A 14,306-nucleotide genomic window follows, 5' to 3' on the forward strand; every position below is an offset into this window, starting at 1 on the left:
ACATCATGCAGCCGCGTCAAAGCGTCACTGATTTGTTTTCGGCGTTTCTAAAATGGGCGACAGATGGGGTAGGGGGCTGGACGATCGACCCTCGGCTTCACCGCAGTATTCGAGCTTGTCTGGAGCGGCTGCCCGAAGCAAAGTCTGAAAGTTATTGGGCGATCTACTGGCACAAGGTTTGGTTAGAAGAACGCAATTCAAAAGCTCTGTTGGCTAGTCAAACTGTGGTCAGTCAAACTGTGGTCAGTCAAACTGCAAAACTATCTGAGGGACATTTGTCTGCCTATTTGCAGGAGGCTTGTTATTGGAGTGCTTATAAGACGATCGCTCGGTTGTCTCATTCGCAGTTTGGGGTGGCTGATTGTTTTCAGGTGGCGATCGCAGAGGTGCCAAAAATTCTCAAAGCCTGTGATCCAGAACAGCGGGCCAGTCTCAAAACGTATGCGAGTACAGCATTTAGCAACATTATTCGCGATTACTTACGGCAACGTCGAGAAATTGATTTTTGTACCGATTGGGGATTACTGCTAAAACTTAGTCGCAAACGCTTGATCGAATCTTTAGAAAACGCTGGAATTAATAGCGAGGTAATTGAAAATTACACACTGGCATGGACATGTTTTACGTCGCTCTATATTCCTAAAAAATCACCTGAGTTACGAAAAAGTTCTCCCCCCGATCGAGACACCTGGATCGCAATTACCAATCTCTACAATTCCCAAACCCAACGCGCTAAAGCGACTCCAGAATCACTCGAACGCTGGCTGACTGTGTGTGCGAGTCGATCGCGAGACTATTTGTATCCCTCGGTGACCTCGCTCAATTTGCCCAAATCTGGAGACATGACGGGTGAGCGCCAAGATGACTTATCTGATCCGATGCAGGAGTCTTTGTTAAACGATTTGATTGCTCAAGAAGAGGAGCACGATCGTCAGACTCAGCAAGGTCAAGTTCATGCCGTTCTGATCGCAAGTTTAGGCAAACTGGATACTCAAGCTCAGGATCTTCTGCGGCTCTATTATCAAACTGGTTTAACCCAACAGCAAATCGCCCAGCAGTCCGGCATTCCTCAATACACAATATCGCGCAAGCTATCAAAGGCACGAGAAACCTTATTACGCTCTCTCACCCAATGGAGCCAGGAAACGCTGCATATCTCGCCCACCTCCAACGTGATTAAGCATATCAGTACAGTTTTAGAAGAATGGCTACAAGAAACCATGAGGCACGAAAGATGATTAAAACGCTTTCCTAGCAATCATTTTCACCTTCCTCGGCATTGCTCAATCAGGGTACAGCAATCTCCCGTAGTCAGTCTAAACACTAGAAGAAATCATCCCTCATCCCTTCTCGCGAAGCGGAACGAAGTTCTCCCTCATCCCTCCTCACCTCCCCATGCAAACGCTCACCCAACTTCAGCTAGAAATCCTGCCAGACGTGCAGTCTGAATCTTGGCAAGTTGCTCAGTCCTGCACCACGGTTACCGCTCAATGGAACACTTATTTGAATCAAGTTAGTCTCAGTACATTCTTACCGTGGTTACGATCGCACTACGCCCCCCAAGCATCGCTACACCCAAGTTTGTGGAATTTTGTGAATGGGACGGCGATTACTTTAGGCGACCGTTTAAACAACAAGCGGCTGATTCTAATTCCTGACAAAACGATCGACACTAGCGAACTGCGAATTCCTCAAGAATGGATTGATTTGACGAATTGGGCGGGGGACTATTATCTAGCAGTGCAGGTCAATCCTGATGAGGGCTGGGTCAGGGTTTGGGGCTATACGACGCATGAACAGATTAAAGCGATCGCCACCTATGATGAGCGAGATCGGACTTATTGTTTGGATGCTCAAGATTTGATTCAAGATTTGACGGTGCTTTGGGTCGTGCGCCAGCTTAATCCGACTGAGGTGACTCAGGCAGCGATCGCGCCTTTGCCGACGATTCAACCTGCTCAGGCAGACAATTTACTCCAACGGCTCACCAATCCTGCTCTCCTTCAGCCTCGATTAGAGGTGCCGTTTGCTTTATGGGGCGCACTATTGGAACGAGCAGATTGGCGGCAGCGGCTTTCAGGATCGACATCCAGACGAGTTCAACTGGGTCAATGGTTGCAAAATGTATTTGAGGAAGGCTGGCAGTCGTTAGAGAGCCTTTTGGGACGCGACGAATTTGCGTTTAATCTGCGGCAAGTGGAGTTGAGTGAGGCGGCCGTGAGGCGCGTTAAATTATTGAATCTTTCCGATCGCGCCCTCTTATTATTAGTCACTCTAGAACCCGAAGCCGACGGCAGAATCGGGGTGCGATCGCAGCTTCGATCTCGTGACGCTTCATTCAATCTTCCTGCAAATCTGCAACTGTCTTTGATCTCATCGATGGGTGAAATGATTCAATCGGTACAGTCTCGGCCCCAGGATGATGTGATTCAACTGCGACGGTTTCGGTCAGCTTTGGGGACTCAGTTTAGCTTGCAGGTGGCCATCGACGATACCGTAATCATAGAAGATTTTCAGCTATGAGTCATCTAGTTGTTTTGAATTTAGGAAACGGTGACTGGCAGAGGGGTTTGCCTAATGTGATTGCTCAACTGTGGGAAGCGGATCAGTCTCAGCCAATGCAGTTTACGGGCAGTTTGCCGCCGATGCCAGAATTGGGTGACCTGTATGAACGCTGGCGATCGCTCTATGAGGCGTTGTATTCCAATTTGGGATGGCGACGATCGACGGAATTCAACGCAGAATTTGACATTGACGAAACCGATCTCACTCACATTTCGCATTCAGAATTTAGCAGTCTGAGTGATGAGTTACGACATGAGATCAATCGCTGGCTCAGTACCCATCAGTTTCAAAAAATTGAACGGCAGCTACGCACGCGATTGAATCAGTTTGATGAGATTCGAGTGATTGTCGTGGCAGATAATTCAGAATTGCTAAAATTACCCTGGTGCTTATGGGATTTTTTAGAAGACTATCCAAAAGTAGAAATCGCTTTAAGCTTACCTGAATATACGAGAGCGATTAAAACAAATCATGCCAAAAGCAATACCAAAGTTAAGATTCTAGCAATCTTGGGCGATCGTAAAGGAATCGATCTCGATCGTGACCAACAACTCCTCAAACAGCTTCCTCGAACCGAACTCAAATTTTTAGTCGAACCACAAGCAAAAGACTTAACCCAACAGCTTTGGCAACCCGGATGGGATGTGCTGTTTTTTGCGGGACACAGTTCTAGTCAGGGCAAAGGACGCATTCAAATTAACCACACCGAAAGTCTGACGATCGACCAGCTTAAATACGGACTCCGCAAAGCGATCGCCAATGGGTTAAAGCTGGCAATTTTCAATTCCTGTGATGGGCTGGGACTGGCGCGAGATTTGGCCGATCTGCATTTGCCTCAAGTGATTGTCATGCGAGAATCGGTGCCCGATCGCATCGCTCAAGAATTCCTCAAACACTTTCTCACCGCCTTTTCTAGCGGACAGTCGCTCTACACCGCCGTTCGAGAAGCCCGCGAAAAATTACAGCCGTTAGAAGCCGATTTCCCTTGCGCCACCTGGCTCCCCGTCATTTGTCAAAACCCTGCCGAAGTGCCCCCAACCTGGCAAGACTGGTGTGGCAAACCTGCGATCGCTTTTCCTCGACCGACTCGCCACGACTTGCAAAAAATTCTTCTCAGCAGTTTAGCGGTCACCAGCTTGATCACCGGAATTCGCTGGCTTGGCTGGCTCCAACCGACGGAATTAGCCGCCTTTGACACCTTGACACGATCGCGCCCCGCCGAAAATCCTGATCCCCGTTTGCTGGTCGTCACTATCACCGAAAAAGATATGCAGGCTCAAGGTCCCGAACCTCGTCAAGGATCACTGTCTGAGCGTACCCTCAGCCGCCTCCTCGCCAAACTAGAAGACGCTGAACCGTTGGCGATCGGACTCGACATTTACCGAGATTTTCCGGCTAGTTCTCCAGACTTAAAGCAGCAGTTAAATCAACCCAACCTGATCGCCATCTGCAAGCGTCCGGCTCCGCCTGATGACCCCGCCGGGATTTTGCCCCCGCCCGAAGTGCCCGAAGAACAAGTTGGCTTTAGTGATTTTGTCCAGGATTCAGATGGAGCCATTCGCCGTCACCTGCTGTTTATGTCGCCCAATCCGACTTCTCCCTGCACGCCTGCCTATGCCTTCAATCTTCAGCTTGCGTTTCGCTACTTAAATGCGCGGGACATTGCGCCCAAATTTACTCCCGACGGCGACCTGCAATTAGAGAACGTCACCTTTCCGAGTTTTGAAGGGCGAGTCGGCGGCTACCAAACGATCGATACGCGCGGCAATCAAATTCTGCTCAACTACCGTCACCCTCAAGCAATCGCACAACAAGTCACACTGACGCAAATTCTCAATGGACAGGTCAATCCTCGTGCCATTCGCGATCGTATTGTGTTGATTGGCGTTGCGTCTCCCAACAGTGGCGATTACTGGTCAACTCCCTATGGCACTTCTCTATCGAGCAAACTTCCTGGCGTGTTGATTCAGGCGCAAATGGTCAGCCAAATTCTCAGCGTGGTATTTGATGGTCGTCCCTTGCTGTGGGTGTGGAGTCAGTGGGGCGAAGTAATTTGGATCGGCGGCTGGTCGCTTGTAGGCGGAATCCTCGGCTGGCGATTTCAAAAACTAGCTCTAGTAGGCAGTGGAGTTTTAGCGATCGTCCTCCTCACCGGACTTGGCTGGCTGCTCTTTTTACAAGGGGGATGGGTGCCGATCGTGCCGCCTGTTCTGACATTAGTTTTGACCAGCATTCCGTTAATCAAATACAAGTGAACTCGATCAAGTTTTTTGCGTCGTTGGTTAAATCTCCTGCCCCCAACCCCCTAATTCTGAGAGGCTCCATAACCCGACAAGCCGAAAGGCAAACACAACCTCCCTCCTCCCTCCTCCCTCCTCCCTCCTCCCTCATTCCTCCTCCTCCTCCCTCATTCTTAAACTCAGGAAATTATGAAATCGTTTTTCCAAACCAGCACAGTAATTTTGATTCTAATTTTGAACGTTTTTACAGTGCCTCAAGCTCAATCCAAACCTATCGCCACACCTCAAAAACCTGCCCAAAAACGCCCGGCGAAATCGATTCGCTTTGTGCCGCCGACTCCTCCTGATCCGGGCGAACCGGGTGGACGTGGACAAGGGGGAGGTAGTCGAGGCGCGTGTCGTCCGTATGAAGCGGTGAATGCCCTGCTTCCTCAATCGGGTTGGGGATTGACGACGAGCGATCGACCCACACTCTGGCTCAATTTGCCGCAGGGGTTAGAAGCAGGGGTGGCGATCGCGTGGGTGTTGCGCGACGAAGCTGGAAACCCAATTCTGAAGACCCGATTCAAAGCACCCAAAACGCCGCCTGGAGTCATCAGTCTTTCTGTACCACCGACAACTGGCTTAAAGGTTAATCAAACTTATCGCTGGACAGTCTCGATTTACTGCGACCCTCAAGAACCAGACGAGCCTATAACCCTTCGAGGCAGAATGACGCGATCGGTCTTGTCTCCCAAACTGCAAGCTCAAATCGCCGCCGCCACGCCATTAGAAAAAGCAACTCTCTACGCTGAAAACGGCATCTGGTACGACAGTCTAACCACTTTAGGACTTCAACTACAAGCGCAGAAAGACCCGGCAACCGCCGCCGCTTGGACTGATCTCTTGCAACAAGAAAAGCTAGTTCACTCTGGAGCGATCGCCCCTTGCTGCACCATCGAATAATCACCATCAAATAATCACCATCAAATAATCACCATCAAATAACGTGGATTTCATGGGATTGTTCGATTTGGTCAACGAGTCAGGTTGTCACTCGTGAGGGGCTTTTTGAACCAGAAATCTTGATCGAAAGTCCCCCAGAATTGGCAGCTTGGGGAGCAGAAAACTTGAATCACGAAGCGAAAGAGCGTCGTCGAACTGACACTAAGGATCGTGAATTGAATAAGATTGATGATTGCCTGGTTGCTTCGCCCCCTAAATCCCCCATTCTGGGGGACTTTGAGAAAGCAGACATTCTAGAATTTAAGGCAGTTTCGCGGTTCAAAGTCCGCCAAATTTGGGGGATTTAAGGGACAGAAGCCGAATCAAACGAAGCGAAACCGCGAGAATTACAGGTTGTTTAATTCACGATCCTAAGTATCTAGCTGAAACGCTAAGAAGCTTCTGAAGGGGCTTCACAAATGTTGATCTAAAAACACCTGTTGCAACACAAGATTACACGTCTTATCAATTGATTTCACAACAGCAAAGACAACACAAATCACAACATTGCGCTGAATCTCTACGGTATTAAAAAATACAACATCTCTGACAATCCTGTGATTAGCTAAACGAAGTCTGGATTTATCTGTCAAGCTGAGGGCATTTTGCTGGGTTGAGGATTGGATTTTAGATCATATTCTCTCCAGACTTAGATCCTTTCGCCACGAAAAGCAAAGACGATTGATTGATTCAGCATTTACTCAGGGTTGCTAAGAGCTGCGATCGACCTCGATCGTTCGTCGATCTGCGATGAAAAATCAGAGATGAAATCTACCGTATCAGGAGATGCCAATGTCTTTTTCGAGAATCAAACGCGCCTGCGCTGTCGCCCTATTTTGTCTAACGCTGAGTGCCACCCAACTCAACGCCCAACCCAAAAAACCCAAAGGCTGTCTAACCGAGTGTCAACCCCGGATTGGGATTGTTTCAGCGTTTGGCGGCGAGGCAGAAGTTCTCTTAGCAGAAACCACCAATAAGCAGGAATATATCGTCAACGGCAATGTCTATACAACGGGCATTCTCAGAGGTAACCGTGTGGTGATTGTCTTGACGGGGATTAGTATCGAGAACGCGACGATGGTGACGCAACTGACGATCGACCATTTCAATATTCATCATCTGCTGTTGAGCGGCATTGCGGGTGGGGTCAATCCTGATTACAAAGTGGGCGATGTGATGATTCCTAGACGCTGGGCACAGCCGCTAGAAGTGTATTGGAGCGCCAGCAGCGCCGTACCTGCCCCCTGCGGAACGCCGAGAGACTTGTCTTGCCTGGGGTTAAAGCTGTCTCGATTTACCAGTCAGCCTAATTCTGATTTTCAGATTCCGACTCCTAATGGGCCGGTGGGGACAGGTTTATTTATGCGCGATACCTTTGTTCGCAACAACTCCAACTTTCCCAACGGCGAGTTTAAGTTTGACTATGCGGCTGACCCAGAAATGTATGCGGTGGCTCAGACCGTTGCGCCTAAGCTCGATCGCTGCGGCCCCAAAAATCCATCGCTCTGTGTGGCCGTTCAGCCGCGAATCCGCCGGGGAGGTCGGGGCATCTCTGGGCCAGCGTTTTTGGCAAATCCTGACTATCGTCGATATGTATTCAATACCATTCGCGCCGTGTCGGTGGATATGGAAACGACGGCGTTTGCCCATGTCGCTTATGCCAACGAAATTCCGTTTATTGCCTTCCGCAGCTTATCAGATCTGGCCGGAGGCGACGATTCTACCGATGTCAGCGCGCTGTTTGCTAGTGGACTTGCCGAAAGCAATTCATCCAGAGTCACCCTGGGCTTTTTGGAAGCGTGGTCAAAGAAATATCCAGAATGAATTTGCACAACCATTGCACAACAATAAGACAGGAATTCTAGGTCAAAGTCCCTCACTTGGAGAAGACTTAGGGAGCATTTTTGGATGGAGAATCACAACGAAGAATTGCATTGAATCTACGTTGAACAGGGGTCGAGTTTGGGCTTATTGGGCAGGCTGCGATCGCAGATCTTGCAGTTCGTTTTTTAGCCGTTTGTTGAGTCGTCCGATTACCCAATAACCTGGTTGACTAAACGGGCGGTATTGCTCAGACTCCCACAAATGGGTAAAGAAATAGTCCCACATTCTCGACAGTGCATCTGCATAAAAAGGCTGCTCCTCAGTTGTCGGATGATAGAGAACGTCTGCCTCTTGAATCCGTCTAACTAACTCGTGGTATAACCTGCGTCGCTCTAAACCACCAGGTGCAAAATCAACGCCTTGCTCAATCAACTCGCGCAGTTCTAAATCCAGCGCCGTCAACTCATACTTAGGTTGCTCATCGGGTAACTGCATTTCTACCTCCTCTGAGTTCACATGAGAACTGCACCCAACATTGCCTTATACAAGACCAACGCTGGCGATCATGAGATTTATATAGAATTTCAAATAAATTTTTCGATGAGTTTCATCTGTGGAAGATGTCTAACCCGATCGCGATTCTAGATGGATATTACTTAAAGCTATTCTGGATTGACGGTAGAGCGATCGTTTACACCGTCCAATCTTCAATCAAGAGGTTTGGAACCTGGGAAAAGTCACGGTAGTTGCGCGTTACTAATGTTGCATTTTGAGAGAGTGCAATTGCAGCAATCCGCATATCTCTCTGCAATTTTTGTTTCGACAATGAAGGTTTCTCTTGTAGAAGTTTTGCCAACTGCTCAGAGGCAGTCACCTCAAAACCTAGAATTGGCACTTTCTTACAAAGTAGAATTGTCTTATAAAACTTTTCATAGAGCTTAACAAGTTCTTCTGTGCTTTTAGCACTGTTAATTCGGACAACCCAACCACTAAAAAGCTCTTGAACCGTCACGATCGAAATTGCAACATCGACTCCATTTACCACAATATACTGACTCACCACTGGATGTCTCTGCAACAGCAAAGAAGCTGTATCTGTGTCTAAAAGCCAAAGCGTCATTCCATTAGTTCCATTTCGTCAAATCCGCGTTCTCGTCTCAGTTCTGCTGTAATTTCAGCAAAATCAGCATCCCCTTCATATAGCCCAATAAACTCAGTCCAAGGATTTTTGGTCGAGTGAGATAATACAATCTCTATATCTAACGGCATAACCTGTGCATGGTTTAAATGCTCAGTCACCATTTGACGCAACTGATCGATCGCGTCTTCTCGCGTAGCTGCTGTCACCCGACAGTCGGGCATTTCTACAACCGATGCCATAACTTGTCCAGTTTCAGTTTGCTGAAGCATCATGTGAAGCTTTAAGGTTTGCGTCTGCGGTGTTGATAAGACCATAGGAGAGCGCTAGAGAGACTGGATTGATCATAACAGTTGCTAATTATTCAGAACGCCCGCCTTCGTGATAGCTGCCTGTGTTTGAGTTAATTAACAGCATTTTGATAATCTTTTGAATTCCCTAATCGTGCATAAAAATAGGGGACGCGATCGCCCCCCAAAAACGCTAGTAGTCTGACAAAAACAAAGTGAGGGACATAGACACTCCCAAACCAATGGAAGCAATTTTTTCATCCCTCCTCCCTCATCCCTCATCCCTCCAAAAAGTCTACGCTCCCACCGCCTCTTTGGCCGCGTACATCGCCTCAACGGTAATCTCAGAAAGTCCTCGCTCACGAGCAAACTTCTCGGTATTACGTTTGATTTTGCCGCGCACAAATCCAGGAACTTTATTCAATTCGGCTTGAGCGTCCTTCGTCCAGTTCATATCCGAATCGGCAGACATGCCCCTGGTAATGACTTCTTTGGTGTCGTGTCCGCCGAAGATTTCTAACAGGTGATCTTCCATGCCCAATGTGAAGGAGTTGTAGACCAGATCAGCGACTTGATTGGTGCCCTCATAGGCAAGGAAGGGTTTGTAGCCGATCGGGAAGTCTTGCACATGAATGGGAGCCGAAATCACACCGCAGGGAATGCGTAACCGTTTACCAACGTGGCGTTCCATCTGGGTGCCAAAAATGGCGGAGGGTTCGATACGAGCGATCGCGTCTGCAATTGCGCCGTTATCATCGCTGATCAGGACTTCATCGCAGTATTCACTCACCTGATCGCGAAACCATTTCTCATCGTATTTGCAATACGTTCCGGCCATGACAACGTGAATGCCCATTTCCCGTGACAAAATTTTGGTCATTGCGGCAGCGTGAGTGTTATCACCAAAGACGACGGCTTTTTTGCCTGTGAGATTTTGGCAATCGATCGAGCGTGAAAACCAGGCGGCTTGAGACACATGCAGCGTTTGATTTTCGATGAACTCTGCGTAGTCAACGGCTGCTCCTTGAGCATTCAGCACTGCTTGAATTTTGCGAATGCAGCGAGCCGTTTCTACCACACCCATCGGGGTAATATCCACAAACGGCATGTCAAATTCTTCTTGCAAAAACTGCGCCGCCATTAAGCCCATTTCTCGATAAGGCACCAGATTAAACCAGGCTTTGGGCAGATTTTTTAGCTCTAGAACTGAGGCTCCCTCTGGGATCACAGCATTCACTTCGATTCCCAAATCTGCCATCAGTCGCTTCAATTCGGTACAATCGTGGTGATTATGGAAGCCGAGAGAAGAGATTCCAATAATGTTAACTGAAGGGTTCGCAGTTTTGCCTTCGGGCAGTTCGCCTTTCTTTTTAGCTTTGGCGATGTAGTATTGCACGATCTGTTGGAGAGTCCGATCGGCTGCCTGCAATTCGTTATAGCGATAGTGATTGACATCTGCCAACAGCACATCGCCTTTAGAATCTAGCTGCGCTCGTTGCACAAAATTTCCCAAGTCTTCTTGCAAAATGCTCGACGTGCAGGTGGGAGTCAGCACAATCAGATCAGGGTGTTCTTCAGCATCTTTGCGGGTGATGTTGTCTACTACTTTTTCTTGAGAACCGCGTGCCAGCACATTGCGATCGACCGAGCTAATGGTCACAGGCGTAAAGTTGCGATCGCGCTCCAACATTGATCGCATGACATTAAAGTAGTCATCGCCGATCGGGGCGTGCATGATGGCATGAACATTTTTGAAAGAACTGGAAACGCGGAGGGTGCCAATGTGGGCGGGGCCTGCATACATCCAGTAAGCCAATTTCATACGGTGTCTTCCTTAATGTTGAGGGGGTGGGTGTGGGGAACTATCCCTGGTGTCCGCTTCCCGATGGGGTTTTATCGCTTTCTGATTGTCTCAAAGATGGTGAAATCGTGGGCGATCGCTCCAATCCAGAATTTGCAGAGGATCAAGTGGCTGAAATTCAAGGCTGACGGGCGATGTAGAGATTTTGAACTGAAACTAAAGAGGGTGCGATCGCAACGATTCTTATTGCTTTGTGATGTTCTGCAAGGCTGATGTCGGTTGCTTTGGCGATTATGACAGCGCTTTGGACTTTAAACGCTGGACGTTGAGCGGCAATCTAATCTGAAAGTCCCCTAGAATTGGCAGCTTGGGGGGCAGAAGCACCAAAGAACGAAGCGAGAAAATTCCATCAAATTCACCTCAAAAAGGGAGTAAACCAGATTCAAAGTCTCCCTTCTAAACGCAAAAAAAGGGGCAGATTGCTCTACCCCAGGAGGCGTTTAAACTTTGATAAGATTATTCGTCTGTTGCGTCGGGTGTATCTGTCTCAGGTTCAGTTGTGACCGATTCATCTACTATGACATCCGCCACAAGCCCGCTGGCAGCCAATTCTAGCGCTTCTTCTCCATTGGTCGGAGGCACGATCGCCACAGCCGCGATCGCATCATCTTCATCTAACCGTTGGACACGCACCCCAGTCGCCGCACGAGACTGAGACGAAATCGCATTAACCGCTTGTCGGATAATGATACCACGACTCGTGACCATCATCAATTCTGCGCCTTCGTTGACGATGTGTAGGGCAGCGAGGGTGTCCCCTTTTTTGCGGAACTTGGTCACCACAATCCCCATTCCTGCTCGATTTTGCAATCGGAACTGCGTCACCGGAACTCGCTTACCGTAGCCGCCATTCGTCACGACCAAAATCCACGGCCCAGAGGGTGCCTTGAGTTCTGCGGTTTCAGAATCAGCCGTCTCGTCTAGCATCACATCTTCATCAATTTCGACCTCTTCATCAATCAGCCCGGCTTCTTGCGCCTGTGCCACATCTGCCACAATCTGACCCGGAAGAATCGCCATCCCCACCAGACTGTCACCCTTGCGAAGCGACATCGATCGCACCCCACGAGTCGCCCGACCCAACGGCCGAAGCTGTTCGTGATTGACGCGGAAGTGAATCGATCGCCCCTGACTCGTGCCGATAATAATGCTGTCATCGACGCAGGCCAGCCGCACCCAGCGCAGTTGATCGCCTTCTTCGAGCGAGATCGCAATCAGCCCGTTGGCGCGAATATTGCTAAAGGCCGCCAGAGCCGTCTTTTTGATGTAACCCTTGTTGGTCAACATCACCAGATATTCGTTGTCGCTAAACTCGCTGACGGGAATGATCGAAGTGATTTTTTCGTCATGAGGAATCGGCAGAAGCTGCACGATCGGCATTCCTCTCGCCGTCCGAGATGCGGTGTGAATTTGGTAAGCTTTGGCATGGTAGACAACGCCGCGATCGCTAAAGAACAAAACGCTATCGTGATCGCAACAGGTGAGAAAATGCTCCACCGCGTCGTCTTCTTTCATCCGCGCTCCTGCTTTGCCACGAGTCGCCCGATTTTGAGACTCAAACGCATCGACGGGCATCCGCTTGATGTAGCCTTGCTCGGTGAGGAGAATCACCGCTTTTTCGTTGGCAATTAAGTCAATGTCGCCTAGCTCATCTTCAGACTGTTCGATAATGGTGCGACGAGGATTGGCGTGGGCGGCCCGCAGTTCGGTGACTTCGGTTTCGATGATTTCGAGAACTCGTTCGCGTCGGGCGAGAATGTCTTGCAGGTCAGCAATTTGAGTCTGCAAATCATCGTGTTCTTGCTGAATCTTCTCGGCTTCTAAGGCCGTCAATCGACGCAGTTGCATTTGCAGAATCGCATCCGCTTGCGCTTCAGATAGACCGTAGGATTCGATCAGTTCTTGTTTAGCGGTGGGCGCGTCGGCGGCGTGACGAATTAGGGCAATGATGCGATCGAGATTCGCCAAGGCAATCAGCAACCCTTGCAGCAGATGGTCACGTTCTTCGGCTTTGCGAAGCTGCCAGCGAGTCCGACGGGCGATCGTCTCAATCCGAAAATCCAAAAAGACTTGTAGAAAGCTGCGAATCGTCAGCAGTTGCGGTTCGTTATTAACCAGCGCCAGCATATTCGCCCCAAAATTGGACTGGATGGGGGTTTGCTTGTACAGGTTGTTCAAGACGACACGCGGGTAGGCATCCCGACGCAACTCGATCACAATTCTCATGCCGTCGCGATCGCTCTCGTCTCGAATGTCAGAAATGCCGTCAATTTTCTTGTCGTTGACCAGTTCGGCAATCTTTTCGATCAGGGCTGCTTTATTGGTTTGGTAGGGCAACTCGGTGACGATGATGGCTTCGCGATCGGGTCGGCCGCGATGTTCGATGGTTTCGATCGTCGCCACTCCGCGCATGGTGACAGAACCACGACCCGTCGTATACGCATCTCGAATTCCACTGCGACCGAGAATCTGCCCCCCCGTGGGAAAGTCAGGGCCGGGAATGTACTGCATCAACTCCAAATCGGTCAGATCGGGATTGTGAATCAGCGCAATCAAGCCATCGACAATCTCGCCTAAATTGTGCGGCGGAATATTCGTCGCCATGCCGACTGCAATCCCCGAAGATCCATTCAGCAATAACTGAGGAATCCGCGCTGGAAGGACGGTCGGTTCTTGCTGAGAGCCATCAAAGTTATCGGCGAAGTCAACCGTTTCAGCCTCAATATCTCGCAACAGAGCGTTCCCTGTCAGCGCTGCCAGACGACACTCGGTATATCGCATCGCGGCAGGCGGATCATTGTCGATCGACCCAAAGTTACCATGACCACTGATCAACGGAGTCCGCATTGAGAAGTCTTGCGCCATCCGCACCAAAGCGTCATAAACCGCCGTATCGCCGTGAGGGTGAAATTTACCCAACACCTCCCCGACCACCCGCGCACATTTACGAAAGGGGCGATCGGCGCTCAGTCCCAGTTCATGCATGGCGTAGAGGATGCGACGATGCACCGGTTTTAGACCATCTCTAGCATCGGGTAGCGCCCGCCCTACGATCACGCTCATTGCGTATTCCAGGTACGATCGCTGCATCTCACCCCGGAGATCTGTAGGGACGATCCGATCTTGAGAAGGCGGCTCCTGGGAGAATGTCATATCGTGAAAAGCTCCGAAAGTGTGAATTTTGACCCGCGAACAGAAGAAACCTAGAAAGTATACTCGCCAGGTCTACGAATGTCTAAATTTTATCATATTTGGAGGCTTTCGTGGGGCTGAAGTCCGCGTGGAATCTAGGGTTTTGGCTGGTACAGAGGGATTGAGCGCTAGCGGGAATTTGAGGACGATCGTACTAGCGAGAGGGAGGAGGGAGGAGGGAGGAGGGAGGAGGGAGGAGGGAGGAGGACTTT

11 protein-coding genes are annotated in these 14,306 nt (G+C 49.5%); 6 read left to right on the forward strand and 5 right to left on the reverse strand.

Going from position 1 to position 14,306, the window contains the following annotated elements:
• Positions 1 to 5: 5 nt before the first annotated feature.
• The 5 genes from ACKFKH_RS12135 (at position 6) to ACKFKH_RS12155 (ending at position 7,613) form a co-directional block, all read left to right on the forward strand.
• Positions 6 to 1,238, forward strand: a complete 1,233-nt coding sequence (locus ACKFKH_RS12135) for a sigma-70 family RNA polymerase sigma factor (RefSeq protein WP_446858554.1) — start codon at positions 6 to 8, stop codon at positions 1,236 to 1,238.
• 157 nt (positions 1,239 to 1,395) lie between these two features.
• Positions 1,396 to 2,523 carry a DUF1822 family protein gene (locus tag ACKFKH_RS12140; protein WP_446858555.1) on the forward strand — a complete coding sequence of 376 codons (1,128 nt, stop codon included), beginning with the start codon at positions 1,396 to 1,398 and terminating at the stop codon, positions 2,521 to 2,523.
• A complete protein-coding gene (locus tag ACKFKH_RS12145) occupies positions 2,520 to 4,820 on the forward strand; it encodes a CHASE2 domain-containing protein (RefSeq protein ID WP_446858556.1) in 2,301 nt (766 codons plus the stop codon). The genes ACKFKH_RS12140 and ACKFKH_RS12145 overlap by 4 nt, the downstream gene beginning before the upstream one ends.
• Positions 4,821 to 4,994: 174 nt before the next feature.
• The gene (locus ACKFKH_RS12150) at positions 4,995 to 5,750 is read left to right on the forward strand and encodes a DUF928 domain-containing protein (RefSeq protein ID WP_446858557.1); all 756 of its coding nucleotides are present in this window, start codon (positions 4,995 to 4,997) and stop codon (positions 5,748 to 5,750) included.
• An 831-nt stretch (positions 5,751 to 6,581) separates the two neighbouring features.
• Positions 6,582 to 7,613, forward strand: coding sequence for a 5'-methylthioadenosine/S-adenosylhomocysteine nucleosidase (locus ACKFKH_RS12155; protein WP_446858558.1), 1,032 nt, complete (start codon positions 6,582 to 6,584; stop codon positions 7,611 to 7,613).
• A gap of 144 nt (positions 7,614 to 7,757) precedes the next feature.
• Here the strand turns inward: ACKFKH_RS12155 and ACKFKH_RS12160 are convergent, their stop codons facing one another.
• The 4 genes from ACKFKH_RS12160 to bchB form a co-directional block, all read right to left on the reverse strand.
• Complete coding sequence (locus ACKFKH_RS12160) at positions 7,758 to 8,108, reverse strand: hypothetical protein (protein WP_446858559.1); 351 nt, start codon at positions 8,106 to 8,108, stop codon at positions 7,758 to 7,760.
• A 196-nt stretch (positions 8,109 to 8,304) separates the two neighbouring features.
• A complete protein-coding gene (locus ACKFKH_RS12165) occupies positions 8,305 to 8,733 on the reverse strand; it encodes a type II toxin-antitoxin system VapC family toxin (protein WP_446858560.1) in 429 nt (142 codons plus the stop codon).
• Positions 8,730 to 9,068, reverse strand: a complete 339-nt coding sequence (locus tag ACKFKH_RS12170) for a hypothetical protein (protein ID WP_446858562.1) — start codon at positions 9,066 to 9,068, stop codon at positions 8,730 to 8,732. Before ACKFKH_RS12170 ends, ACKFKH_RS12165 begins: the two co-directional genes overlap by 4 nt.
• A gap of 268 nt (positions 9,069 to 9,336) precedes the next feature.
• Positions 9,337 to 10,863: a ferredoxin:protochlorophyllide reductase (ATP-dependent) subunit B gene (gene bchB, locus ACKFKH_RS12175; RefSeq protein WP_446858563.1), complete on the reverse strand. Its 1,527-nt coding sequence runs from the start codon at positions 10,861 to 10,863 to the stop codon at positions 9,337 to 9,339.
• A gap of 32 nt (positions 10,864 to 10,895) precedes the next feature.
• On the opposite strand from bchB, the gene ACKFKH_RS12180 reads away from it, so the two are divergent.
• Positions 10,896 to 11,030 carry a hypothetical protein gene (locus ACKFKH_RS12180; RefSeq protein ID WP_446858564.1) on the forward strand — a complete coding sequence of 45 codons (135 nt, stop codon included), beginning with the start codon at positions 10,896 to 10,898 and terminating at the stop codon, positions 11,028 to 11,030.
• Between the two features lie 328 nt (positions 11,031 to 11,358).
• Here ACKFKH_RS12180 and gyrA read toward each other — a convergent pair whose 3' ends face one another.
• Positions 11,359 to 14,055, reverse strand: coding sequence for a DNA topoisomerase (ATP-hydrolyzing) subunit A (gyrA, locus tag ACKFKH_RS12185; RefSeq protein WP_446858565.1), 2,697 nt, complete (start codon positions 14,053 to 14,055; stop codon positions 11,359 to 11,361).
• Between the last annotated feature and the right edge of the window lie 251 nt (positions 14,056 to 14,306).

The organism is Phormidesmis sp. 146-20 (genome assembly GCF_052939475.1).

Excerpts from the sequence above, each read along its gene's own strand:
- ACKFKH_RS12170 (WP_446858562.1), bottom strand. The coding sequence starts at position 9,068 with ATGGTCTTATCAACACCGCAGACGCAAACCTTAAAGCTTCACATGATG.
- ACKFKH_RS12140 (WP_446858555.1), top strand. The coding sequence starts at position 1,396 with ATGCAAACGCTCACCCAACTTCAGCTAGAAATCCTGCCAGACGTGCAG.
- bchB (WP_446858563.1), bottom strand. The coding sequence starts at position 10,863 with ATGAAATTGGCTTACTGGATGTATGCAGGCCCCGCCCACATTGGCACC.
- ACKFKH_RS12165 (WP_446858560.1), bottom strand. The coding sequence starts at position 8,733 with ATGACGCTTTGGCTTTTAGACACAGATACAGCTTCTTTGCTGTTGCAG.
- ACKFKH_RS12155 (WP_446858558.1), top strand. The coding sequence starts at position 6,582 with ATGTCTTTTTCGAGAATCAAACGCGCCTGCGCTGTCGCCCTATTTTGT.
- ACKFKH_RS12150 (WP_446858557.1), top strand. The coding sequence starts at position 4,995 with ATGAAATCGTTTTTCCAAACCAGCACAGTAATTTTGATTCTAATTTTG.
- ACKFKH_RS12145 (WP_446858556.1), top strand. The coding sequence starts at position 2,520 with ATGAGTCATCTAGTTGTTTTGAATTTAGGAAACGGTGACTGGCAGAGG.
- ACKFKH_RS12160 (WP_446858559.1), bottom strand. The coding sequence starts at position 8,108 with ATGCAGTTACCCGATGAGCAACCTAAGTATGAGTTGACGGCGCTGGAT.
- gyrA (WP_446858565.1), bottom strand. The coding sequence starts at position 14,055 with ATGACATTCTCCCAGGAGCCGCCTTCTCAAGATCGGATCGTCCCTACA.
- ACKFKH_RS12135 (WP_446858554.1), top strand. The coding sequence starts at position 6 with ATGCAGCCGCGTCAAAGCGTCACTGATTTGTTTTCGGCGTTTCTAAAA.